Origin of the sequence: Duganella sp. CY15W (assembly GCF_009857555.1) — a bacterium.
Classification (GTDB): domain Bacteria; phylum Pseudomonadota; class Gammaproteobacteria; order Burkholderiales; family Burkholderiaceae_D; genus Rugamonas; species Rugamonas sacchari.
Genome location: NZ_WWCQ01000004.1, coordinates 127,334 through 148,460, shown reverse-complemented (window position 1 = coordinate 148,460; position 21,127 = coordinate 127,334). Strand labels below are relative to the sequence as shown.

General features: G+C 61.7%; 21 protein-coding genes. 13 read left to right on the top strand and 8 right to left on the bottom strand.

The features are described 5' to 3' along the window. Positions 1 to 75 precede the first annotated feature (75 nt). Together GTP58_RS20710 and GTP58_RS20705 are read left to right on the top strand one after the other, a co-directional pair. On the top strand, positions 76 to 483 hold the full coding sequence (locus GTP58_RS20710; protein WP_161079057.1) for a cytidine deaminase: 408 nt from the start codon (positions 76 to 78) through the stop codon (positions 481 to 483). Beyond that, positions 483 to 1,703 carry a nucleoside deaminase gene (locus tag GTP58_RS20705; protein ID WP_161079056.1) on the top strand — a complete coding sequence of 407 codons (1,221 nt, stop codon included), beginning with the start codon at positions 483 to 485 and terminating at the stop codon, positions 1,701 to 1,703. Before GTP58_RS20710 ends, GTP58_RS20705 begins: the two co-directional genes overlap by 1 nt. A 1-nt stretch (position 1,704) precedes the next feature. Here the strand turns inward: GTP58_RS20705 and GTP58_RS20700 are convergent, their stop codons facing one another. Beyond that, positions 1,705 to 3,153, bottom strand: a complete 1,449-nt coding sequence (locus GTP58_RS20700) for an HD domain-containing phosphohydrolase (protein WP_229215679.1) — start codon at positions 3,151 to 3,153, stop codon at positions 1,705 to 1,707. Between the two features lie 113 nt (positions 3,154 to 3,266). Here GTP58_RS20700 and GTP58_RS20695 point away from each other — a divergent pair, with 113 nt between their 5' ends. Genes GTP58_RS20695 through GTP58_RS20685 form a run of 3 tightly spaced genes read left to right on the top strand, consistent with a single transcriptional unit; the run spans position 3,267 to position 5,115 of the window. After that, positions 3,267 to 3,869: a hypothetical protein gene (locus tag GTP58_RS20695; protein ID WP_161079055.1), complete on the top strand. Its 603-nt coding sequence runs from the start codon at positions 3,267 to 3,269 to the stop codon at positions 3,867 to 3,869. Then, complete coding sequence (locus GTP58_RS20690; protein WP_161079054.1) at positions 3,869 to 4,411, top strand: cytochrome b/b6 domain-containing protein; 543 nt, start codon at positions 3,869 to 3,871, stop codon at positions 4,409 to 4,411. The genes GTP58_RS20695 and GTP58_RS20690 overlap by 1 nt, the downstream gene beginning before the upstream one ends. Next, complete coding sequence (locus GTP58_RS20685; RefSeq protein WP_161079053.1) at positions 4,408 to 5,115, top strand: molybdopterin-dependent oxidoreductase; 708 nt, start codon at positions 4,408 to 4,410, stop codon at positions 5,113 to 5,115. The genes GTP58_RS20690 and GTP58_RS20685 overlap by 4 nt, the downstream gene beginning before the upstream one ends. Here GTP58_RS20685 and GTP58_RS20680 read toward each other — a convergent pair. The 5 genes from GTP58_RS20680 to GTP58_RS20660 all read right to left on the bottom strand — a co-directional run bounded on the left by GTP58_RS20680 (position 5,091) and on the right by GTP58_RS20660 (position 8,189). After that, on the bottom strand, positions 5,091 to 5,531 hold the full coding sequence (locus tag GTP58_RS20680; RefSeq protein ID WP_072785098.1) for a VOC family protein: 441 nt from the start codon (positions 5,529 to 5,531) through the stop codon (positions 5,091 to 5,093). The genes GTP58_RS20685 and GTP58_RS20680 overlap by 25 nt on opposite strands. Positions 5,532 to 5,586: 55 nt before the next feature. Continuing rightward, entirely contained in the window at positions 5,587 to 6,348 is a 762-nt protein-coding gene (locus tag GTP58_RS20675) for a LytTR family DNA-binding domain-containing protein (protein WP_161079052.1), read from the bottom strand. After that, positions 6,345 to 7,274 (bottom strand): sensor histidine kinase, encoded by a 930-nt coding sequence (locus GTP58_RS20670; RefSeq protein WP_161079051.1) that lies wholly within the window; start codon positions 7,272 to 7,274, stop codon positions 6,345 to 6,347. The genes GTP58_RS20675 and GTP58_RS20670 overlap by 4 nt, the downstream gene beginning before the upstream one ends. Beyond that, positions 7,271 to 7,537 (bottom strand): hypothetical protein, encoded by a 267-nt coding sequence (locus tag GTP58_RS20665; RefSeq protein WP_072785091.1) that lies wholly within the window; start codon positions 7,535 to 7,537, stop codon positions 7,271 to 7,273. The genes GTP58_RS20670 and GTP58_RS20665 overlap by 4 nt, the downstream gene beginning before the upstream one ends. Before the next feature lie 103 nt (positions 7,538 to 7,640). Continuing rightward, the gene (locus tag GTP58_RS20660) at positions 7,641 to 8,189 is read right to left on the bottom strand and encodes a GNAT family N-acetyltransferase (protein ID WP_229215678.1); all 549 of its coding nucleotides are present in this window, start codon (positions 8,187 to 8,189) and stop codon (positions 7,641 to 7,643) included. 92 nt (positions 8,190 to 8,281) lie between these two features. Here GTP58_RS20660 and GTP58_RS20655 point away from each other — a divergent pair, with 92 nt between their 5' ends. Next, positions 8,282 to 9,217 carry a choice-of-anchor A family protein gene (locus GTP58_RS20655; RefSeq protein ID WP_161079049.1) on the top strand — a complete coding sequence of 312 codons (936 nt, stop codon included), beginning with the start codon at positions 8,282 to 8,284 and terminating at the stop codon, positions 9,215 to 9,217. Here the strand turns inward: GTP58_RS20655 and GTP58_RS20650 are convergent. After that, a complete protein-coding gene (locus GTP58_RS20650) occupies positions 9,177 to 9,836 on the bottom strand; it encodes a TetR/AcrR family transcriptional regulator (RefSeq protein WP_072785085.1) in 660 nt (219 codons plus the stop codon). The genes GTP58_RS20655 and GTP58_RS20650 overlap by 41 nt on opposite strands. Then, on the bottom strand, positions 9,824 to 11,284 hold the full coding sequence (locus GTP58_RS20645) for a PLP-dependent aminotransferase family protein (protein WP_161079048.1): 1,461 nt from the start codon (positions 11,282 to 11,284) through the stop codon (positions 9,824 to 9,826). Before GTP58_RS20645 ends, GTP58_RS20650 begins: the two co-directional genes overlap by 13 nt. A 190-nt stretch (positions 11,285 to 11,474) precedes the next feature. Here GTP58_RS20645 and GTP58_RS20640 point away from each other — a divergent pair, with 190 nt between their 5' ends. From GTP58_RS20640 to hydA, 7 genes are all read left to right on the top strand, one after another. Further along, positions 11,475 to 12,791, top strand: coding sequence for an aspartate aminotransferase family protein (locus GTP58_RS20640; RefSeq protein WP_072785080.1), 1,317 nt, complete (start codon positions 11,475 to 11,477; stop codon positions 12,789 to 12,791). A 25-nt stretch (positions 12,792 to 12,816) separates the two neighbouring features. Continuing rightward, positions 12,817 to 13,932 carry an alanine dehydrogenase gene (gene ald / locus GTP58_RS20635; protein WP_161079047.1) on the top strand — a complete coding sequence of 372 codons (1,116 nt, stop codon included), beginning with the start codon at positions 12,817 to 12,819 and terminating at the stop codon, positions 13,930 to 13,932. A 22-nt stretch (positions 13,933 to 13,954) separates the two neighbouring features. Next, positions 13,955 to 15,448 (top strand): CoA-acylating methylmalonate-semialdehyde dehydrogenase, encoded by a 1,494-nt coding sequence (locus tag GTP58_RS20630; RefSeq protein ID WP_161079046.1) that lies wholly within the window; start codon positions 13,955 to 13,957, stop codon positions 15,446 to 15,448. Between the two features lie 18 nt (positions 15,449 to 15,466). Next, positions 15,467 to 16,837 (top strand): NAD(P)-dependent oxidoreductase, encoded by a 1,371-nt coding sequence (locus GTP58_RS20625; RefSeq protein ID WP_161079337.1) that lies wholly within the window; start codon positions 15,467 to 15,469, stop codon positions 16,835 to 16,837. Next, positions 16,837 to 18,126 (top strand): NAD-dependent dihydropyrimidine dehydrogenase subunit PreA, encoded by a 1,290-nt coding sequence (gene preA / locus GTP58_RS20620; protein ID WP_161079045.1) that lies wholly within the window; start codon positions 16,837 to 16,839, stop codon positions 18,124 to 18,126. Before GTP58_RS20625 ends, preA begins: the two co-directional genes overlap by 1 nt. Positions 18,127 to 18,237: 111 nt before the next feature. After that, positions 18,238 to 19,722, top strand: coding sequence for an NCS1 family nucleobase:cation symporter-1 (locus GTP58_RS20615; protein ID WP_161079044.1), 1,485 nt, complete (start codon positions 18,238 to 18,240; stop codon positions 19,720 to 19,722). A gap of 10 nt (positions 19,723 to 19,732) precedes the next feature. Beyond that, positions 19,733 to 21,127, top strand: a complete 1,395-nt coding sequence (gene hydA, locus GTP58_RS20610) for a dihydropyrimidinase (RefSeq protein ID WP_161079043.1) — start codon at positions 19,733 to 19,735, stop codon at positions 21,125 to 21,127.

The following is a 21,127-nucleotide window of genomic DNA, read 5'->3' as shown; positions in this document are numbered from 1 at the left end:
GTCCCCGCGCAGGCGGGGACGCATATTCAGCATGGACTTCCGCGTGCGCGGGAGTGACGGCTGGAGGAACTCATCATGAACAAGCAAGAACTCATCGCCGAAGCCGCCGCAGCGCGTCTGAAGGCTTACACCCCGTACTCCAACTTCAAGGTCGGCGCCGCGCTGCTGACCAATGACGGCAAGGTTTTCCACGGCTGTAACGTGGAAAACGCATCCTATGGCCTGTGCAACTGCGCCGAACGTACCGCCTTCTTCAGCGCGTTCGCCCACGGCTATCAGCAGGGAGATTTCCAACAGCTGGTGGTCATTGGCGAAACCGATGGTCCGATCGCTCCGTGCGGCGCTTGCCGTCAGGTGATCCTGGAACTGGGCGGCAATGAGCTGCCTATCCTGTTGACCAACCTGAAAGGTGACGTCTACGAAACCACCGCAGCCGCACAGCTGCCGAATGCCTTTGGTGGCCAGGACCTCAAGAAAAAGTAATGGCACACAAGAAGACGATTGATGTGCAAGCGGCGGTCGCCATCGCGGCAGCCGAAGCGATAGCCGCCAAGACGCAGGGTACGTTTGGTGTCGGCGGCCTGATGCTCGACCAGCACGGCAACGTGCTGCAGTCGCTGCACAACAACGTCATCAAGGATGGCCTGATCTTTGACCCGACTGCACACGGCGAACGCCAGCTTATCGACTGGTACTACGCCGAACGCGCCAAGGGCCGTGATCTGCCGGAGCCGCAGGACATCACCATCGTCACCTCGCTGGACCCGTGCTGCATGTGCAGCGGCGCGATCCTGGCCGGTGGCTTTAACGTGGTGGTGGCGGCGCCGGACAAGAACGCCGGCATCAATTACGACGCCAGCGCCACTTTCCCTGCGTTGCCGGAACCGCTGCGCGCGCAGGCGGAGCAGAGCTTCAGTTATCCCGCCATCCTCGGCACGTCGCTGTACTCGCGCGCCAGCACCGGCGCCACGCCGAAGTCCTTTTTCATCGGCAAAACCATCTCCGAACCAACGCAGGCATTGTGCTCGCTGGTGTTCGAGGCCACGTCGGCCGAAGTGATGGAGATGTTTAATACCGACCTGCCGCAAGAGCTGCTGAAAGATCCTGCCACGCTGCCCGCCGATCACTACATTGTGCGCGCGCTGAAACAGCAATATCCCGATGCTTTGACCTATCGCGGCAAACCGCACGCGCCGGATGCAGGCCTGGCGCCGTTCCTGAAGCAGGCCATGGCGCGCGACCGCGAACATGGCGGGGCAGGGGATGCGGTGGCCTTGCTGGATTCGTTTGGCAATCTGCTGCTCTGCATGCCGGGCCGCATGACGCAATCGGGCATTCGCAGCGCCTTCATGGAAACCACGCGCGCCTACGCACAGCTGCGCTATAAACTGATGCATGGCGCCGTGCCGGCGCGGCATGAAGAAATACGCCACTACCTCGGCCATCCGAAAGACGGCACCTTCGTGTTTGCCAAAGGCCCGGATGGCAGCGCCGTCAGCTTCATGAACCTTGGCGCCTATGGCTCCACGATGGAAGGCCCGCTGCCGTTGAAGAACCCGGCGCAATTCCAGTACGTGCTGCCCTCGTTGCCAGAGGCCGAACTGGCAGCCGTCTGCGCCGCCATGCCGCCCCTTTATCGCAGCGTCATCCGCATCCGCCCGACGCAGGTTGCGGATCATGCGCTGGTCGCCGCGCTGGCCTGAATTACAGCAGCCGCAGGGTTGAGGCTTTGAGTGTGGCGGCAGCGCGCGTGTTGCAGCCTAGCTTGCGGAAGACGTTTTCCACGTGAGTGCGTACGGTGCTGGGACTGATTGCCAATTCCCGGGCGACTTCCTTGTTGGTCAGCCCAAGGCTGATACGACGGAATATTTCAGATTCCCTTTGTGTGAGCAGAATGTTCTTCACCGCTTCGGCGGACGTGGGTGCAGCGCCGCTGACGGCGCGTACTGCGTGAACGTCAAAGCGGCCATTCCCTACCTCCGCCTCCAGCGTAGCGCGTGCCTGGTCAGCCGTCATCGCTGCGCGCCATGGCCGCGTGGATTGCAGCGCGATCCAGGCCGTGGCTGCGGCGATGATTTTTCCTTCCAGCGGGATCGCCGTGCGCGTGCAGGCGCGAAAGGCGCCGCTGCCATTCAGCCGTTCGCCGGCATAGGAGCCGATGTCCGCAGCGGCGCCGAGTGCTCCGATGCGCGCCGCGGCACGGCTGGTCCAGTAAGGCGCAAGCCGTAGCTGTTCGCGCGCGCCCGCGCTCAACTTTCCGCTCGTGTTCCAGACGCTGTTCGGTACCGCCGCCCGGCCGATGCCGTGTACCAGCGCTGCGCGGTAGCAACGTAGTTGGGTGTCCGTGTCCAGCCCCATCACGCCGGCGGCGTTGCAGGCCACTTGTGCGACGCGGCGCGAGTAGCCCGTCATCCAAGGCAGTTTGAGGTCGATGACGTCGGCCAGCAGTTCAAGCGGTACGGCGCCGCTGCGGGTGCAGGCTTCAAAGTCCAGGGCAGCCTGCCAGTCTTCGTCGCGCTCCAGTTGTTCCAGCCACGTGGCGGCATGCTGAACGGCGATAGCCACCAGTGCTGCCGGATAGGCTTTGCCGCTTTTGTGCGCGATGACGTCCAGCGCACGCGCCACACCCTGTTCGCGGCCGAGGATTTCAATATCGCTGGCCAGTGCAACCACGTACACGCTGTCCGGTACGGGGCCATCGCGCAGATGCGATGGGCCGACGCCGTCGTAAGTGGAGAAGATGCTGCGCAGCGCCCGTTCAACGTCTGCAGAAACGCGCAGCATGGCGGCAATTTCACCGGAGACTTCACAATGAATCTCTGACAGCTGGTAGATCTCACGGAATACCGCTTCGGCAGACTGCATGAAAGCCGGGTCATTTTTTTGCGACAGCATCCTGGCGCGCATGCCGACGTCGTCCCCGATCAGCGCACTGAATTCCGGTGCGTTGGCGGTGCAGCCGGACCAGCGCAAAAGCGCCACTTGCTGGACGGCCGCGCAGTGATCGCCCGCGTGTCCTGCCGCTTCGGCGATGCGCGCCGCCAGCCACGCGGTACGCAGCGAGTGCTCGGTCGGCTGGCCCATGCTCAAGTCGCCGATATAGGCCAGCGTGTGCATGGTGTCGGTGATGGAGGCGGTGGTCTCAGGGTACATGGCGCGATTATAGCGACCCACGCCGTCCGGCCGGCATCGGATGTTTGACCGATGGCGGCCGCCAGGGCAGGGCGGCATAGTGCTGGCTCTCGTTCACTCAATCAAGGAATGCCATGAAACTGCTCAATCTACTGGTCGCCAGTGCCGCCCTCGTGACCGCAAGCGCCGGTTTTGCCGCCGATCGCCAGGTGCATCTGCGCGGTGAGGTCAGCGCCGTGAGCGCCACTGAACTCACTGTTACCGACCGCAAGGGCGTGAAAACCACGGTGAAACTGCCGGAGCAGGCGCAGGTGCTCGATGTCTCGCGCAGCACCGCCGCAGCCATCAAGGAAAACGCCTACCTTGGTATCGCCGCCGCGCCGGCGCCCCAGGGCAAGGTGCGCGCCATGGGCGTGATGGTTTTCCCCGACGCCGCGCGCGGCATGAATGAAGGCCACTTCCCGTGGGATATGGGCGACCGCAGCACGATGACCAACGCCACCGTCGCCAAGGTGAGCAAGAAGGCCAGCGCCACTGAACTGGAAATGCGCTTTGGCGAGAAGACGCAGCAGGTCGTGCTGGATAACGCCACCGTCTACGGCCAGTTCGTGCCGGGTAAGCGTGAGCTGATTGTTGTGGGCGCCAAGGTGCTGGTGATCGGCGCTGCGGGGGTGGATGGCGTGACCAGCGCCAATGCGGTGCTGGTTGGCCGTGATGGTTTCCTGCCACCGATCTGATGTCTGCTATTGTGCCGCCGCTGTGGGTGCGGCTGTGTCACTGGACAAATGCCGCCGTCTTTGCAGTGATGCTGGGCAGTGGCTGGCAGGTCTACAACGCCGATCCGTTCTGGATCGGCAGCTTTCCACGCTACCTGACGCTGGGCGGCAGCTTGCCAGGCGCGCTGCTGTGGCATTTCGCCGGCATGTGGCTGCTGGCGGCGAATGGCCTGGTCGCTGTCAGCCTGCTGTTGCTGAGCGGCCGTCTGCGGCGCCTGTACCTGTCGCCGGATGCCGGTCACGACGGACATGGACGCAGCCGCGTGCAGCAGCTTGCATATCTCGGTGTGCTGTGCCTGCTGACGATGATGTTTTTGTCCGGCCTGGCCATCTGGAAGCCGGTGCAGCTGCAGTGGCTGACGCAGGCGTTCGGTGGTTATCAGATGGCACGGCAGGCGCATTTCATGTGTATGGCTTTGCTGACCGTGTTCGCTTGCGGGCATATTTCTCTGGCGCTGCTGTCGCCGCGCCTGTTGTTGGCGATGTTAGGAATCAGAAAATGACGCAAAAGATCTGGACTGGCCGCCGCCAGTTGCTGTGCCTGTCACTGGGTGGCGCGGCGCTGGCACTGCTGCCCGACGGGGCAACCGTGGAAGCTGCACTAAAGCGCGTCTCGCGCTTCAACGATGTGGCGCAAGCCGCGCTGTTTCGCCCGCAGACGCTGGCGCCGACTTTCACGCGGAGTGAGTTGACGCTGCCGTTTCGCTTCAACGCCTTTTACTCGGAAGCGTCGGTGCCGGAAATCGATGAGCAGCAGTGGCGCTTCAAAGTCGATGGGCTGGTCCGCAAGCCAGGTGCGTGGACGCTGAAGCAGCTCAAGGCGCTGCCGCCGCGCACTGAAATTACGCGGCTCGTTTGCATTGAGGGCTGGAGCGCCATCGGCCAGTGGACGGGCGTGCCCTTGTGGCATTTTCTTGCGCTGCTTGGTGCGGACATCAGCGCAAAATATGTCGCATTCACTTGTGCAGATGGCTATTACACCAGCATCGATATGGCAAGCGCGCTGCATCCGCAAACCATGCTGGCGTTTGGCTTCAACGGTCAGGATAGTTTGCCGGACGAGTTGGGTTTTCCGCTACGCTTGCGCATTCCCACCAAGCTGGGATTCAAGAATCCCAAACACTTGACGGGAATGATCGTCACGAACCGGTTCACCAGCGGCTACTGGGAAGACCTGCACGGCTATAACTGGTTTGCAGGCTTGTAGGGATCGTAAGTACCGATACTCCAGACATGGCCTTCCAGATCGCTGCAGGTGAAGCCGCGGCCGCCGTAGTCTTCGTCCTTGATGTCCAGCAGAATACGGCCGCCGGCTTCGAGTACGCGGCCGTAGACGACGTCGGCGTCGTTCACCACCAGATAAGTGCTTTGGGTGGCGAAGCCGCCGATTTCCACCGGCTGCTTGAGTAGTCGGCCATATTCCGTATCGAAGGCGGAGCCCAGCATAATCATGCTGTTGCCGAACGCGAGCTGGGCGTGGGCGATGCCGCCGTCGCCGTCGGGCACGATCAGCTGCGGTACAAAGCCGAAGGTGTTGCACAGCCATTCGATGGCGGCGGGGGCATCGCGGTAGCGCATGCAGGGCATGACGCTGCTGGTGGTTTGCTTGGGTATGCTGGACATCGTTCCCTCCCTCAGTTGAGCTGTCCAGTATAGTCCCAACGACAGCGGGAGCACGTTACATTTGCTGGAATAAATGCGTGTGGCCGCGGCTTACTTCCAATAGTTCCGGATGATTGCGGATGCGGACCATTTGCCGCCCGCGCAGATCACGCGTCACTTCTTCAATCGCATCCACGCGCACCAGCGTGGAGCGGTGGATGCGCCAGAATTCGTTGGGATCGAGCTCGTCGGCGAGCTCCTTGAGTGTCTTGCGTATCAGGACTTCAGACTGCTCGGTCTGCACGCGCGTGTACTTTTCATCCGCCTGGAAGAACAGCACTTCGCGCGTGGAGATCATGCGCAGATTGGCGCCCACCACCGCCTGTATCCAGCGCAGGTATTCCTGCCTGGCGGCGGGTTTGCTGTGATGCGACAGCAACTGGCTCAGCTGCCGCTCGATATTGGACGGCTGCTGGCCGATCAGCGTCTGCAGGCGTGCGCAGGTGGTCTTGAGGCGCTCGCCGCCCACGGGCTTGAGCAGGTAGTCGAGCGCACCCTGTTCAAACGCTTCAATTGCATACTGGTCGTAGGCGGTGACAAACACCAGGTGACAGCGGTTGAACAGCATGCGCGCCGCTTCGATGCCGGATAGCCCCGGCATGCGGATATCCAGGAACACGATGTCGGGCTGATGCTGGCCAGCGAGCGCCACTGCCTCGATGCCGTTGGCTGCCTCCGCCACGATGTCGAGCGCCGGCCACACATCCTGCAGGCGGCTGCGCAGCTGCTGGCGCATGCCTTCCTCGTCGTCGGCGATCAATGCGGTGGGACGGTTCATTTGGGCGCTCCTGCGAAAATGTCCGGCGCATACGGCACGCGGATGCTGGCGCGGGTGCCGCCGGTCAGCGGCGCCTCAATCACCAGTTGCGCGCGGTTGCCGTACTGGATGCGCAGGCGTTCGCGCACATTGGCCAGGCCGACGCCATCGCTGGAGAAGGGATTGAAGCCGACGCCATCATCAATCACATCCACTTGCAGCATCTGGTTGTCGACTGAAGCGCGGATGTCGATACGGCCGCCGTCGATCTTGGGTTCGAGGCCGTGCTTGATGGCGTTCTCGATCAGGATCTGCAGCATCATCACCGGGAAGGTGGCGCTCAGCATATCCTGCGGCACGTCGACCGACACCGCCAGCCGCGAGCGCATGCGCGCCTGCATGATGGCCAGGTAGGCGCGCGACATCTCGATCTGCCGACCCAGCGTACCCGCGCCTTTGGCGCGCATCTGCGGCAGCGTGGCGCGCAGGTAGTCGATCAGGTTCTGGTGGATGCGTGCGGCCTGCGGCGGATCGGTTTCAATCAGCTGGCCGATCAGCGCCAGGGTGTTGAACAGGAAGTGCGGTTCGACCTGTGCTTGCAGCGCCGCCATGCGGGCTTCGACCACGCGCCGTTCGATGCTCTCTTCATCGGCGTGCGATTCGGCGCTGCGCGCTTCCAGCTCGGCCTTGCGCTTGCCGCCTGCCAGCACCTTGAGGCCAAAAGAGGCGAGGATAAAGCCCCAGGCCTGCTCATTGACGTGGAACAGCGACGCCGACAGGATCAGCAACAACAGCCAGATGATGACCAGCTTGCGCCATTCGACCTGTGCCAGCCAGTCGAAGAAGTGCCACCACAGCGTGACTGCGGTTTCGCCTATTTCGCGGATGATGTCCAGCAGGCTCTTGGCGTTGTTGTAGCCGGCTTGTGCCAGCCGATTCTTTTTCATTCAACGTGCTCCTGATTGCGGCGAGCGCGGCGGCCGCCAATCACGCACGCGCCCACCGCCAGCTTGATTAACATGAAGACCACGAACAGCACCAGCGCCAACGGCAGGATGGAGCAGATGAACGCCAGCAGCAGTGCGGCGCCCAGCAGTGCGGGCGGCGACATGCGGCCGATCAGGCGCACGCCGTAGCGTACGGTTTGCATAAAGGCGCGCAGGATCTCTTCCATCAAGTCCAGCACTGCTTGCGTGTTCAATTTGCTCATGTTGCATCTCCATCAAAACGTGTTGCGATGGGATCACTGTATCAAAGCAGTTTTGCCGTTTGTAGCGAATTCCGATCAACTGCGCTTTGACGGGGACAGCCGGTTATTGCGTGCGATGGATGGCGGCGTGCCAGTCCTTGCGCAGCAAGCCGTAAATGATGCTGTCGGAGATCTCGCCACCGACAAACCAGCGTTCGCGCAAATGGCCTTCGCGCTGGAAATGCAGGCCCTCCAGGATGCGGCCGGATGCAATATTGTCGGGATGGATATCGGCTTCGATACGGTGCAGTTCCAGTGCGCCGAAACCATGGGCGATCAGCGCGGCCAGCGCTTCCTGCATGTAGCGCTGCCCCCAGTGCGGCCGCGCCAGCATGTAGCCGATCTGGCAACGGTGGTTGCGGCGGTCGAAATCGTACAGGGTAACGGTGCCGATCAGCTCGCCGTCGGGCAAGACCATCGCCAGGCGCAAGGCCGTGCCGTCCTGGTAGGCCTTGAGCGTCTGCTCGATATTGTCCGCAGCCTGGGCGATGTGCAGCCATGGTCCGCTGCTCCAGTAGCGTAGCGCTTCGGCATCGGAGAACAGGCGGAACAGGGCGCCCGCATCCTCTGGTGTGACGAAACGCAGCAGCAGTCGCGGGGTGCTCAGGGACAAAGAATGAAAGGCTGATATTTTTATTTCCATGGAGCAAAATAATTTAAATTGTGATATCCTGTTGGAAACTTAAGTTTCTTATGGGGAAATTCATGGCTGTCTTAAAGAAAACCGCTGTTTCCGTTCTTCTGCTGGCAATTGCTTCGCTGGGCTCCGCACAAGCTGGTGTTCTGGACCTGAGCTCGATGGTCGGTGGGGCCAATGTGTTTTCCTTTACCGACTTCAGCGCACCCAGCGCGGACGTTGAAGGCGCCATCGTTGCCGCTGGCAACGTTAGCCTGAGTTCCTACACCGTCAATCTGAAAAACAAGGACGCCTACGGCCACTATGCCCTGATTGCTGGCGGCAACCTGACCTTCAAGGGCGGCGACATCCTGAATGGCGATACCTATGTCGGCGGCAAATCCAAAATCAGTAACGCTACCACGGCTTCGGCCGTCAAGGGTGGTACCGCGCCGGTGAAATTTGCGACGGTGGAATCGAACCTGACGCAGACGTCCAAGTCGTTGTCGAGCCTGTCGTCGACCAGCAGCGCTCAACAGAAATGGGGCGGTGTCTACATCACCGGCAGCAACAAATCGGTCGAAGTGATTAACCTGGATTCCAGCTGGCTCAAAAATAGCACTTACTACGACATCTCCGGCATGGCCAAAGGCGCCACGCTGATCGTCAATGTCAAGGGCAGCTCGGCGCTGCTGCAGGGCGGCTACCAGGCGTTTGACGGCTACAACGTGCTGTTCAACTTCAGCGATGCCACCGCGCTCAATATCGCCACCGGCGCCAACGTCAGCCTGCTGGCGCCGAACGCCCGCGTCAATGGCGGCAGTGGCGTCATCAACGGTAACGTGATCGTGGATTCCTGGTCGTCGCAGGTGCAGATCAACGCCAGCAATTTCTTCAAGCAGGCCAACATCCAGGCCTTCGCGGCGCCGGTGCCTGAGCCGGAAACCTATGCCATGATGCTGGCTGGTCTGGGCGTGGTCGGTTTCATGGCGCGCCGCCGCAAGCAGGCTGCTGCGGCACGCTGATCGCCGACAGCACCATATCGACGATGACCTTCTCGGCATCGTCGAAGTCTTTCTTTGTCAGCTGTTTGCGGTTCAGGACCAGTGCCATCTGGGCCGAAAAATCCGCATAGGACTGGGTCATCGCCCAGATCGCAAACAGCAGATGCGTCGCGTTCACCGGCGCCATCTTCCCCTCGCTGATCCACTGCTCGAACACCTCGATATCCTGGCGCACCAGCGGTACCACGCGGCTTTGTATCTGGCCGCCGTACAGCGGCGCACCGCTGATGACTTCCATCGCGTACACGCGTGAAGCCCACGGATTCTCGCGCGAGAACCTGAGCTTGGCCTGCACATAGGCGCGCAGCACTTCGCGCGGGTCCTGGTCGGCGTGGGCCAGGCTTTCCATGCGCGCCAGCCAGTCATCCAGCACTTCATCCAGCACACGCTGATACAGCGACTGCTTGGTGGGGAAGTAGTACATCAGGTTCTGTTTCGACAGCCCGACGTTTTCCGCCACGGTGGCGATGGAAGTGCCTTCATAACCGAATTCGGCAAACACGCGCACGGCTTCGGCGGTGATTTCCGCTTCCAGCTTGTCGCGGTTGAGCACCCGGCGATTGATTTTTACTGTCGGCATATGCGTCTCAGGAAGGTTTGCAGTTGTGGGTGGTCTGCGTAAGCTACGTTAAAACGGAACCAGATCGATTCCGGTGCGCGCAGCATGAAGAAGTCGCACGGCGAGAGCAGTATGCCGTGCTTCAGCGCCTGGTCGGCGATGATCTTGCCATTCCATTCCGGCGTGGGCGCATCGTGCCAGCCCGCGCTCACGAACATGCCGCCGCGCGGCCGTGCCAGCAAGGTCATGCCGACTTCGCGCAGGCTGCCCATGGCGCGCTCGCGGCCGGCGTCCAGCTGCGTGACCAGCTTGTCCACCATGCGGCGGTAGGGCCGCGCGGTGATGGCGTGGTAGACGGCGCGCTCATTGATCTCCGAGGTGGTGAGGCCGGCCAGCATCTTCACGCGCAGCAGTTCGGGGACCAGCGACGCGGAGGCGCAGATGGAGCCGACGCGCAGCACCGGCGACAGCGTCTTGGAAAAACTGCCGACGCGGATCACGCGCCGCAGCCCATCCATCGCCGCCAGCGACGCTTCGCCGCGCGGCGCCAGTTCGCGATAGATGTCGTCCTCCACCAGCCAGAAGTCGAACTGCTCGGCCAGGGCTAGCAGCCGGTGCGCCTGCGCGATGCTGAGCGAAGTGCCGAGCGGATTTTGCAGCACCGTGTTGACGAACATGAGCTTGGGCTGGGTTTGGGCCGCCTGCTGCGCCAGCGCTTCCAGGTCCAGTCCATGCTCGCCGCGCGGAATGCCCACCGCGATACAGCCGTGGTGGCGTATCAGCGACAGCAGGTTGCTGTAGCCGGGATCTTCCACCAGCACCGTATCGCCGGGCCGGGTCAGCGTGCGCAGTATCAGGTCAAAGGCGTGGGTGGCGCCGTGGGTGAGCAGGATCTGTTCCGGTTCAACCGGGAACAGCTCATCGGCCAGTGTACTGGCCATGTACTGGCGCAGTGTCGGAAAGCCCAGCGGATGGCCGTAGCCGCGCAGGCGGTTGGCGGGAATCCGCATGGCCTGGCGCACGGCGTCGAGGATGGTGTCTTCGCCATACCACTCCGGCGGCAGCCAGCCGGCGCCCACGGGCAAGGCTTCCGAGACGCCGGAATACAGTTCCGGCGTAAGCGCGTCGATGGCGCTGGGCGTGGCCTGAAACGCGGCCGGCGCCAGCGCCGCCGGCAAGTCCTGGCGCGCGACAAAATACCCCGAGCCGCGGCGCGACGACAGCAGGCCCAGTGTCACCAGCCGGTCATAGGATTCAACAACTGTAAAGGTACTGATGCCATTACACTTGGCGAACTGCCGCACCGACGGCATTTTGGTGCCTATGCGCAACTCCCGCCGCGCCACCATATCGCTGATGGCGGCGACGATCTGTTCGACCAGGCTGCCCTTTTGTCTGCGCTCGATGACCACGCAGGGCCAGCTTCCCGGCCCACCGGTTTGATCGATCACAGGACTTGTCTCTTCCATCCTTGACTCCGCGCAGCGTAAATGAAACTGTAGTGTTTTTGTTGCCAGTACGGTTGGACAGTTTTGCGATTTGTGTATCTGTGCGATAGTTGTCCTGCTGTCTATTATTGCATCATCATTTTGCCAACTGGTAAATTTTTTTACGGTTCGTCAAAAAAATCCGAAAGCAGTTGTTTCCTAGGAGATGTGCATGAACGAGTCCCGACCAGAATCGATGGCGTCCTTCTGGATGCCATTCACGAACAACCGAGATTTCAAAGCTCATCCGCGCCTGCTGGTGTCGGCGGAAGGCATGTACTACAAGGACGTTGATGGCCGCAGCATCCTGGACGGCACCGCCGGCCTGTGGTGCGTGCCGTGCGGCCACGCGCAACCGAAGATCGTCGCCGCCGTGCGCGAGATGGTGGGCCAGCTGGATTTCGCGCCAACCTTCCAGATGGGCCACCCGGCCGCCTTCGATCTGGCCGAGAAGCTCATGGAGTACACCAATCACCGCTTCGGCCATGTGTTCTACACCAACTCGGGTTCCGAGGCGGTGGACACTGCGCTCAAGATCGCGCTGGCGTATCACAAGGCGCGCGGTGAGGCGAGCCGCACGCGCCTGATCGGCCGCGAGCGTGGCTACCACGGCGTTGGCTTTGGCGGCATCTCGGTGGGCGGCATCGCCGGTAACCGCAAGCCGTATGGCGTGATGCTGCCGGGCGTGGATCACCTGCCGCACACGCACAACCTGGACAAGAACGCCTTCTCGCGCGGCGAGCCTGAATACGGCGGCAATCTGGCCGACGAGCTGGAACGCATCGTCACGCTGCATGATGCGTCCACCATCGCCGCGGTGATCGTGGAGCCGGTTGCTGGTTCGACCGGCGTGCTGATTCCACCCAAGGGTTATCTGAAACGCCTGCGCGAACTGTGCACCAAGCACGGCATCCTGCTGATCTTCGATGAAGTGATTACCGGCTTTGGCCGTATGACCACGCCATTTGCCGCCGACTACTTTGACGTCGAGCCGGACATGATGACCACTGCGAAGGGCCTCACCAACGGCACCATTCCGATGGGCGCGGTGTTCAGCAAACAGCATATCCACGATGCCTTCATGGATGCGCCGGCCGGGATTGAGCTGTTCCACGGCTACACCTACTCGGGCCATCCCGTGGCCTGCGCCGCCTCGCTGGCGACGCTGGAAGTCTTCAAGGAACAAAAGATCCTGGAGCACGCAGCGGGCATCGCCGAGTACTGGGCCGATGCAGTGCATTCGCTGAAAGGCCTGCCGCACGTGATCGACATTCGCACCATCGGCCTGATCGCCGGCATCGAGCTGGCGCCGATTGCGGGCAAGCCTGGCGCGCGTGCATTTGCCGCCTTCAAGCAGGCGTTTGCGGATGGCGTCTTGATCCGCGTGACCGGTGACATCATCGCCTTGTCGCCACCGCTGGTGCTGGAGAAGAAACACATTGACGAGTTGTTTGGAAAGCTGAGGGAAGTACTTAAAAATCTGGACTAAAGCGCATAGCGCAGAGGAGACAACCATGCTGGTCGGCGTCCCAAAAGAGATCAAGAACCAGGAGTCCCGTGTTGGCCTTACCCCGGCCAGCGTGAAAGAACTCGTTTTGCGTGGTCATCAGGTACTGGTACAAAAAAACGCTGGCGCGGCCATTGGCCTGGCGGATGCGATGTATGAAGCGTCCGGCGCCAGCATCATCGACAGCGCGGAAGAAATCTTCGCCCGTGCCGAGATGATCGTGAAGGTGAAAGAACCGCAGCCGCAGGAATGCGCCATGCTGCGCGAAGGGCAGATCCTGTACACCTATCTGCACCTTGCGCCGGACCCGGAGCAGACCAGGGCACTGGTCAAATCCGGCGCGGTTTGCATCGCCTACGAAACCATCACCGGCGCCAACGGCGGCTTGCCGTTGCTGGCGCCGATGAGTGAAGTGGCGGGGCGCATGTCGATCCAGGCTGGCGCCGCGCATCTGGAGAAATCCAAGGGCGGCATGGGCCTGTTGCTGGGCGGCGTGCCAGGCGTGGCGCCGGGCCATATCGCGATTATCGGCGCAGGCGTGGTCGGCACCAATGCCTTGCAGATGGCGGTCGGCATTGGTGCGCGCGTGACGATCCTCGACAAGAACGTCGACCGCCTGCGCCAGCTGGACCTCGTATATGGCAACCGCGTCGCCACCATGTATTCCAACGCGCACTCGATTGAAGAGGCGGTGCTGGACGCGGACCTGGTGATCGGCGGCGTGCTGGTGCCCGGCGCGGCGGCGCCCAAGCTGGTCACCGCGTCCATGATCGCGCGCATGAAACAGGGCGCGGTAGTGGTGGACGTGGCGATCGACCAGGGCGGCTGTTTCGAAACCTCGCACGCCACCACGCACGAGCAGCCGACGTATGTGGTGGACGGCGTGGTGCACTACTGCGTGGCGAATATGCCGGGCGCGGTGGCACGCACCTCGATCTTCGCGCTGAATAACGCAACGATAGGCCATGCGCTGGCACTGGCCGACAAGGGCTGGCAGAAAGCGCTGAAAGCCAATCCGCATTTGAAGAACGGTTTGAATGTCTGCCAGGGCCACGTCACGTATGAAGCGGTGGCGCACGGCCTTGGTTATACCTATGTAGACGCGGACAGCCTGCTGGGCTGAACCGCACACTTGAAAGAGCATCATGGATACCATCACCCATTATATAAACGGCGTCACCGTCGATACGCAAAGCGGCCGCCATGCAGACGTGTTCAATCCCGCATTGGGCGAACCGGTAGCCAGGGTTGCGCTGGGCACGGCGGAGGAAGTTAACGCCGCCGTGCGCGCTGCGGAGCAGGCATTTCCTTCATGGTCCGCCACGCCACCGCTGACGCGTGCGCGTGTGTTGTTCAAGTATCTGCAATTGTGTCAGCAGCACACCGACGAATTCGCGGCCATGGTCACGCGCGAACATGGCAAGACCTTCGCCGACGCGCAAGGCGAGGTGGCGCGCGGGATTGAGATGGTGGAGTTCGCGGTCGGCATACCGCAGATGCTGAAAGGCGAATTCACCGACCAGATTTCGCGCGGCATCGACGCCTGGTCAATGCGCCAGGCGCTGGGCGTGGTGGCGGGCATTACGCCGTTTAACTTCCCTGTGATGGTGCCGATGTGGATGTTCCCGGTCGCCATCGCGTGTGGCAATACCTTTGTGCTCAAACCTTCGGAGCGCGACCCGTCGGCGTCGCTGTTGCATGCGCGGCTGTTGAAAGAAGCTGGTCTTCCAGATGGCGTCTTCAATGTGGTGCAGGGCGATAAGGTCACGGTTGATGCGCTGCTGGATCACCCAGTGGTGCAGGCGATCAGCTTTGTCGGTTCGACGCCGATTGCGGAATATATCTACTCGCGCGGCTGCGCTGCCGGCAAGCGCGTGCAGGCGCTGGGCGGCGCGAAGAATCACATGGTCGTGATGCCGGATGCGGATATGGACATGACCGTCGATGCGCTGATGGGGGCAGCCTTCGGTTCGGCCGGCGAGCGTTGCATGGCGATCTCGGTGGTGGTGGCGGTGGGCGATGCGGGCGACAAGATTGTCGATGCACTGGCAAAGCGCACCGCTGCACTGAAAGTGCGCGACGGTATGGCGGCCGACGCCGAAATGGGACCGGTCGTCACCAGCGCCGCCAAGCAGCGCATAGAGCGCCTGATCGGCGAAGGCGTTGAGCAAGGCGCCAAACTGGTGGTCGATGGCCGCAACCACAAGGTGCCTGGCCGTGACAATGGCTTCTTCATCGGCGGTACCCTGTTCGATCATGTGACACCGGATATGTCGATTTATAAGGAAGAGATTTTCGGGCCGGTGCTGTGCATGCTGCGTTCGCCGGACGTGGGCAGTGCGGTAGAACTGATCAACCGCAATGAGTATGGCAACGGCGTAGCAATCTACACGCGCGATGGCGGCGTGGCGCGCGAGTTCGTGCGCCAGATTCAGGTCGGCATGGTTGGCGTGAACGTGCCGCTGCCGGTGCCGATGGCCTTCAATAGTTTCGGCGGCTGGAAGCGTAGCCTGTTTGGCGATCATCATGCATATGGTCCGGAAGGCGTGCGCTTCTACACGCGGCATAAAGCAGTCATGCAGCGCTGGCCAAATACGGCAAGCGCTGGCGCAGAATTTGCATTCCCTCAGATGAAATAAAAACACCCACCGAGGACCATCATGATCGAATCGATTAGCTACCTGCCCAAAGCGAAGGAAGCCAACGAATCACTGGCGAAAAACTTCACTGACCTTGCACCTGCACTCAACGCGCGCCAGGCTGCGATTGAAGCATCGCGCTGCCTGTATTGCTACGATGCGCCGTGCACGCGCATCTGCCCATCGGAGATTGATGTGGCGAGCTTCATCCGCAATATCCACGACGGCAACGTCAACGGTGCCGCCGTCGGTATCCTGAAACAGAATATCCTTGGCGGCAGCTGCTCGCGCGTCTGTCCGACCGAGATCCTGTGCGAAGACGCCTGCGTGCGGAATCACGATGCGGAAGGCCAGCCCGTCAAAATCGGCCTGCTGCAACGCTACGCCATCGACAACATGCGTCTGGACGCGCATCCGTTCCAGCGCGCTGCTAGCACCGGCAAGAAGATCGCCGTGGTTGGCGCTGGCCCGGCAGGCCTGTCGTGCGCGCACCGCCTGGCCATGCTGGGCAACGACGTTGTGATCTACGAAGCGCAGGAAAAATCCGGCGGCCTCAATGAATACGGCATCGCGAAGTACAAGCTGACGGATAACTTCGCGCAGAAGGAAGTCGACTTCCTGCTGCAAATCGGCGGCATCACCATCCAGCACGGCCAGACCCTGGGCGGCAATGTGCAGCTGAAAGACCTGCACGCCGCATACGACGCGGTGTTCCTGGGCCTTGGCCTGGGCGCCAGCAAGCAGCTGGGACTGACCGGCGAAGATGTGCCAGGCCTGCTGGCTGCAGTTGACTACATCGCCGAACTGCGTCAGGCGAATGACCTGAGCAAGCTGCCCGTGCCATCGCGCGCCATCGTGATCGGCGCCGGCAATACGGCCATCGATATGGCGGTGCAGATCCAGCGCCTTGGCGCGGATGAAGTCACGCTGGTCTATCGCCGCGGCTTCGAGGCCATGAGCGCAACCGGACATGAACAGCACATCGCCAAGGAAAATCAGGTCCGCATGCGGACCTGGGCGCAGCCGCAGCAAGTGCTGCTGGATGACGCCGGCCGTGTGCGCGGCATGCGCTTTGAGAAAACGGCGCTGGTCAACGGCCGCCTGTCCGGCACTGGCGAAACCTTCGAGATCGCGGCTGACGCCATCTTCAAGGCCATCGGCCAGAGCATGGACGAAACGAGCATCAGCGATCCGCTGGCGAAAACGCTGAAACGCGACGGTGACAAAATCCACGTCGACGATCAGTTCCGCACAGTCCTGCCGCGCATCTACGCCGGTGGCGACTGTGTGGCGCCCGGGCAGGATCTGACCGTGCAAGCGGTCCAACACGGCAAGCTGGCGGCGCATGCCATCCACGCTGACATCAACGGTATGAAGGAGGCTGCATAATGGCTGACCTGAGCATAGAATTCTGCGGCATCAAATCCATCAATCCGTTCTGGCTGGCCTCCGCGCCGCCAACGGACAAGGCCTACAACGTGGTGCGCGCATTTGAGGCCGGGTGGGGCGGCGTGGTGTGGAAAACGCTGGGCGAAGATCCAGCCGCCGTCAACGTGTCGTCGCGCTATTCGGCGCACTACGGCAAGAACCGGGAAGTCCTCGGCTTCAATAACATCGAGCTGATTACCGACCGTTCGCTGGAAATCAATCTGCAGGAAATCACGCAGGTCAAGAAGGACTGGCCGGACCGCGTCATCATCGTTTCGCTGATGCTGCCTTGCGAAGAAAAGCTGTGGGCCGATATCCTGCCGCTGGTGGAAGCGACGGGCGCGGATGGCATCGAGCTCAATTTCGGTTGCCCGCACGGTATGCCGGAACGCGGCATGGGGGCGGCAGTGGGCCAGGTGCCGGAATACGTCGAGATGGTGACACGCTGGTGCAAGCAGAACACCCGGCTGCCGGTGATCGTCAAGCTGACGCCGAACATCACCGACGTGCGGGCGCCAGCGCGTGCGGCCAAGGCCGGCGGTGCGGATGCGGTTTCGCTCATCAACACCATCAACTCGATTACCCATCTGGACCTGGACCAGATGGTGGCGATTCCTGTTGTCGGCGGCGCCAGCACGCACGGCGGCTATTGCGGCTCGGCCGTGAAGCCGATCGCGCTGAACATGGTGGCGGAGATTGCACGCGATCCGCAGACGGCCGGTTTGCCGATCTCCGGCATCGGCGGCATCGGCAACTGGCGCGATGCGGCAGAGTTCATCGCCCTGGGCTCGGGCTGTGTGCAAGTCTGCACGGCAGCGATGCTGCATGGTTTCCGCATCGTTGAAGAGATGAAGGATGGCCTGTCGCGCTGGATGGATGAAAAAGGCTACAAGAGCATCAGCGAGTTTTCCGGCAAGGCGGTACCCAACACCACGGACTGGAAATACCTCAACATGAATTACCAGGTGATCGCGCAGATCAACCAGAACGACTGTATCAAGTGCGGCCGCTGTTACGTGGCGTGCGAGGATACCTCGCACCAGTCGATTGCACAGCTCATCGACGAGGCAAGTGGCGTGCGGACCTATGAAGTCATCAAGGAGGAGTGCGTTGGGTGTAATCTATGCGAGATCACCTGTCCGGTGCAGGGCTGCATCACGATGGTGCCGCAGGATACCGGCAAGCCATATATGAACTGGACGCAGGACCCGCGCAATCCGCGCGCGGAAAGGGTTGCAGAGACGGCGTGATGGCTGCATGCCGCCACCTGCCTGCGGCGCAGCGCAGTGCGGGTGGCGCAGGCGTCAAGGTACGGAACTTGCTGTGGTGGACGGATACATTAACCCTTTGGAGAACGCCCCGTGAGCAAAGAACTCTCTGGCAGCACGCAACTCTGGAACGAAGACCTCGCACCGACCACCGCCGCACAACGTACCTGGCGCTGGTATCACTTCTCCGCGCTGTGGGTCGGCATGGTGATGTGCATACCGGCTTACACCTTGTCGGCCAGTTTGATCGAGGGCGGCATGTCGGGGTATCAGGCGGTGCTGACGGTGTTCCTGGCCAACGCTATCGTGCTGCTGCCCATGCTGCTGATCGGCCATGCCGGCACCAAGTACGGGATTCCTTACGCGGTGCTGGCGCGCGCTTCTTTCGGCACGTCGGGAGCGCGGCTGCCGGCGCTGATGCGCGCGATTGTCGCTTGCGGATGGTATGGCATTCAAACCTGGTTCGGCGGCCAGATGATCTACACGCTGCTGGGCGTGATGATGGGCGGCGAGATCGGTGGCGAGAAGATCGCGGGCCTTGGCATCAATGGCGGCCAGTTGCTGTGCTTCCTGGCTTTCTGGGCGATCCAGTTTTATTACATCGTGCATGGCATGGATGCGATCCGCAAACTGGAAACCTACACGGCGCCGCTGAAAATCGTGATCTGCTTTGTGCTGCTGGGATGGGTCTACAACAAGGCCGGCGGCTTCGGCGAGCTGCTGTCTGCGCCGTCGCAGTTCGTCGAAGGCGGCAAGAAGGCCGGCCAGTTCTGGTCCACATTCTGGCCGTCGCTGACGGCCATGGTCGGCTTCTGGGCGACGCTGGCGCTGAACATTCCCGACTTTACCCGCTTCGCCAAAACCCAGCGCGATCAGGTGATCGGCCAGTCGGTTGGCCTGCCGGTGCCGATGGGGCTTCTGGCGGCAATGGCGGTGATCGTGACCTCGGCCACGGTGGTCTTGTACGGCAAGGCGATCTGGGACCCGGTCGATCTGTCCAGCCGCATGACCGGCGTGGCCGTGCTGGTGGCGCTGCTGATCCTGTTGATCGATACGGTGTCCGTCAATCTGGCGGCAAACCTGGTCGGTCCGGCGTATGATTTCTCTTCGCTGGCGCCGCGGCAGATCAGCTACAAGGCCGGCGGCTACATCACCGCCGCCATCGCGATCCTGATGATGCCGTGGAAGATACTGGAGTCCACTCAGGGCTATATCTTCACCTGGCTGATTGGTTATTCGGCGCTGCTGGGACCTATCGCGGGTGTGCTGATCGTGGACTACTACATGGTCCGCAAGACGGAGCTGAATGTGACGGAACTGTATCGCGAAGATGGCCAGTACTCGTATGGCAAGGGCTGGAATATGGCGGCAATCGTGGCATTTGTCATCGGCGTGCTGCCGAATATCCCCGGCTTCCTCAACGCCGCTTTCCCGGCATCCTTCCCGGATGTCGCGGACGCCTTTAAAACAATTTATACCTACGCCTGGTTCGTTGGCATCGCCATTTCGGCCGTGGTGTACGGGATTATGATGAAAGGGAAGACCGTGCCTGCAGTACGGGCGCCGGCTCACCCATAAGGAGACGCTTATGAAAACAATCATCCGTGGCGGCACTGTCGTCAACGCCGACCGCGCTTTCCGCGCCGATGTGCTGTGCGATGGCGACAAGATTATCGCCGTGGGCGAAAATCTGGAGGTGCCGTCCGGCGCCAAGATCATCGATGCGGGCGGCCAGTATGTGATGCCGGGCGGGATCGATCCGCACACGCATATGAACCTGCCGTTCATGGGCACGGTGACGCAGGATGATTTCTACACCGGCACGGCCGCCGGGCTGGCGGGTGGCACCACCACCATCATCGACTTCGTGATTCCGTCGCCGAAGCAGAATCTCATCGAGGCCTACCAGCAGTGGCGCGAGTGGGCGAAGAAGTCTGCCGGCGACTATACCTTCCACGTGGCGATCACCTGGTGGGACGATACGGTGCACCGCGACATGGGCATCCTGGTCAAGGACCATGGCGTCAACAGCTTCAAGCACTTCATGGCGTACAAGAACGCCATCATGGCGGATGACGAAACGCTGGTGAAGAGCTTCCGCCGCTGCCTGGACCTGGGCGCGATTCCGACCGTGCACGCGGAGAACGGTGAGCTGGTCTACCAGCTGCAGCAGGACCTGCTGAAGCGCGGCCTGACCGGACCGAGTTCGCATCCGCTGTCGCGTCCACCGGAAGTGGAAGCGGAAGCCGCCAACCGCGCGATTGCCATTGCCAATGTGATGCATACGCCAATCTACATCGTGCACGTGTCCTGCGCCGAGTCGCTGGAAGCGATCAGCCGTGCGCGCGCCCATGGACAGCGCGTGTATGGCGAGGCATTGGCCGGCCATCTGGTCATCGACGACAGCGTGTATCACAGCGATGATCTGGAATTTGCGGCGGGCCACGTGATGAGCCCTCCGTTCCGCGGCAAGCATCACCAGAAGGCTTTGTGGGAAGGCCTGCGTGGCGGCAATCTGCATACGACGGCGACCGACCACTGCACTTTCTGCGCCGAGCAAAAAGCCATGGGCAAGGACGATTTCACCAAAATTCCAAACGGTTGCGGCGGGGTCGAGGACCGCATGTCTGTGGTCTGGGATGCGGGCGTCAATACCGGCATGCTGACGCCATCGGAATTCGTCAAGGTCACCTCCACCAACACGGCGCAGATTTTCAATATGTATCCGCGCAAGGGCGTGATTGCACCGGGAGCGGATGCCGATGTGGTGGTGTGGGACCCGGAAGGCACGCGCACCATTTCCGCATTGACCCAGTTTGCCAAAGGCGGCTTCAATGTGTTTGAAGGCCGTACGGTACGTGGTATTCCCAGCACCACGCTGGCCGCCGGTAATGTCGTGTTCCACCGCGGCGTGCTGATGGCAGTGGAAGGTGCTGGCCGTTATGTGAATCGTCCGGCGTTCAAGCCAACGTCCGCGCGTTAA

Excerpts from the sequence above, each read along its gene's own strand:
- GTP58_RS20710 (WP_161079057.1), top strand. The coding sequence starts at position 76 with ATGAACAAGCAAGAACTCATCGCCGAAGCCGCCGCAGCGCGTCTGAAG.
- hydA (WP_161079043.1), top strand. The coding sequence starts at position 19,733 with ATGAAAACAATCATCCGTGGCGGCACTGTCGTCAACGCCGACCGCGCT.
- GTP58_RS20645 (WP_161079048.1), bottom strand. The coding sequence starts at position 11,284 with ATGGAAGAGACAAGTCCTGTGATCGATCAAACCGGTGGGCCGGGAAGC.
- GTP58_RS20680 (WP_072785098.1), bottom strand. The coding sequence starts at position 5,531 with ATGTCCAGCATACCCAAGCAAACCACCAGCAGCGTCATGCCCTGCATG.
- GTP58_RS20665 (WP_072785091.1), bottom strand. The coding sequence starts at position 7,537 with ATGAGCAAATTGAACACGCAAGCAGTGCTGGACTTGATGGAAGAGATC.
- GTP58_RS20695 (WP_161079055.1), top strand. The coding sequence starts at position 3,267 with ATGAAACTGCTCAATCTACTGGTCGCCAGTGCCGCCCTCGTGACCGCA.
- GTP58_RS20705 (WP_161079056.1), top strand. The coding sequence starts at position 483 with ATGGCACACAAGAAGACGATTGATGTGCAAGCGGCGGTCGCCATCGCG.
- GTP58_RS20700 (WP_229215679.1), bottom strand. The coding sequence starts at position 3,153 with ATGTACCCTGAGACCACCGCCTCCATCACCGACACCATGCACACGCTG.
- GTP58_RS20675 (WP_161079052.1), bottom strand. The coding sequence starts at position 6,348 with ATGAACCGTCCCACCGCATTGATCGCCGACGACGAGGAAGGCATGCGC.
- ald (WP_161079047.1), top strand. The coding sequence starts at position 12,817 with ATGCTGGTCGGCGTCCCAAAAGAGATCAAGAACCAGGAGTCCCGTGTT.
- GTP58_RS20690 (WP_161079054.1), top strand. The coding sequence starts at position 3,869 with ATGTCTGCTATTGTGCCGCCGCTGTGGGTGCGGCTGTGTCACTGGACA.
- GTP58_RS20670 (WP_161079051.1), bottom strand. The coding sequence starts at position 7,274 with ATGAAAAAGAATCGGCTGGCACAAGCCGGCTACAACAACGCCAAGAGC.
- preA (WP_161079045.1), top strand. The coding sequence starts at position 16,837 with ATGGCTGACCTGAGCATAGAATTCTGCGGCATCAAATCCATCAATCCG.
- GTP58_RS20650 (WP_072785085.1), bottom strand. The coding sequence starts at position 9,836 with ATGCCGACAGTAAAAATCAATCGCCGGGTGCTCAACCGCGACAAGCTG.
- GTP58_RS20655 (WP_161079049.1), top strand. The coding sequence starts at position 8,282 with ATGGCTGTCTTAAAGAAAACCGCTGTTTCCGTTCTTCTGCTGGCAATT.
- GTP58_RS20630 (WP_161079046.1), top strand. The coding sequence starts at position 13,955 with ATGGATACCATCACCCATTATATAAACGGCGTCACCGTCGATACGCAA.
- GTP58_RS20640 (WP_072785080.1), top strand. The coding sequence starts at position 11,475 with ATGAACGAGTCCCGACCAGAATCGATGGCGTCCTTCTGGATGCCATTC.
- GTP58_RS20685 (WP_161079053.1), top strand. The coding sequence starts at position 4,408 with ATGACGCAAAAGATCTGGACTGGCCGCCGCCAGTTGCTGTGCCTGTCA.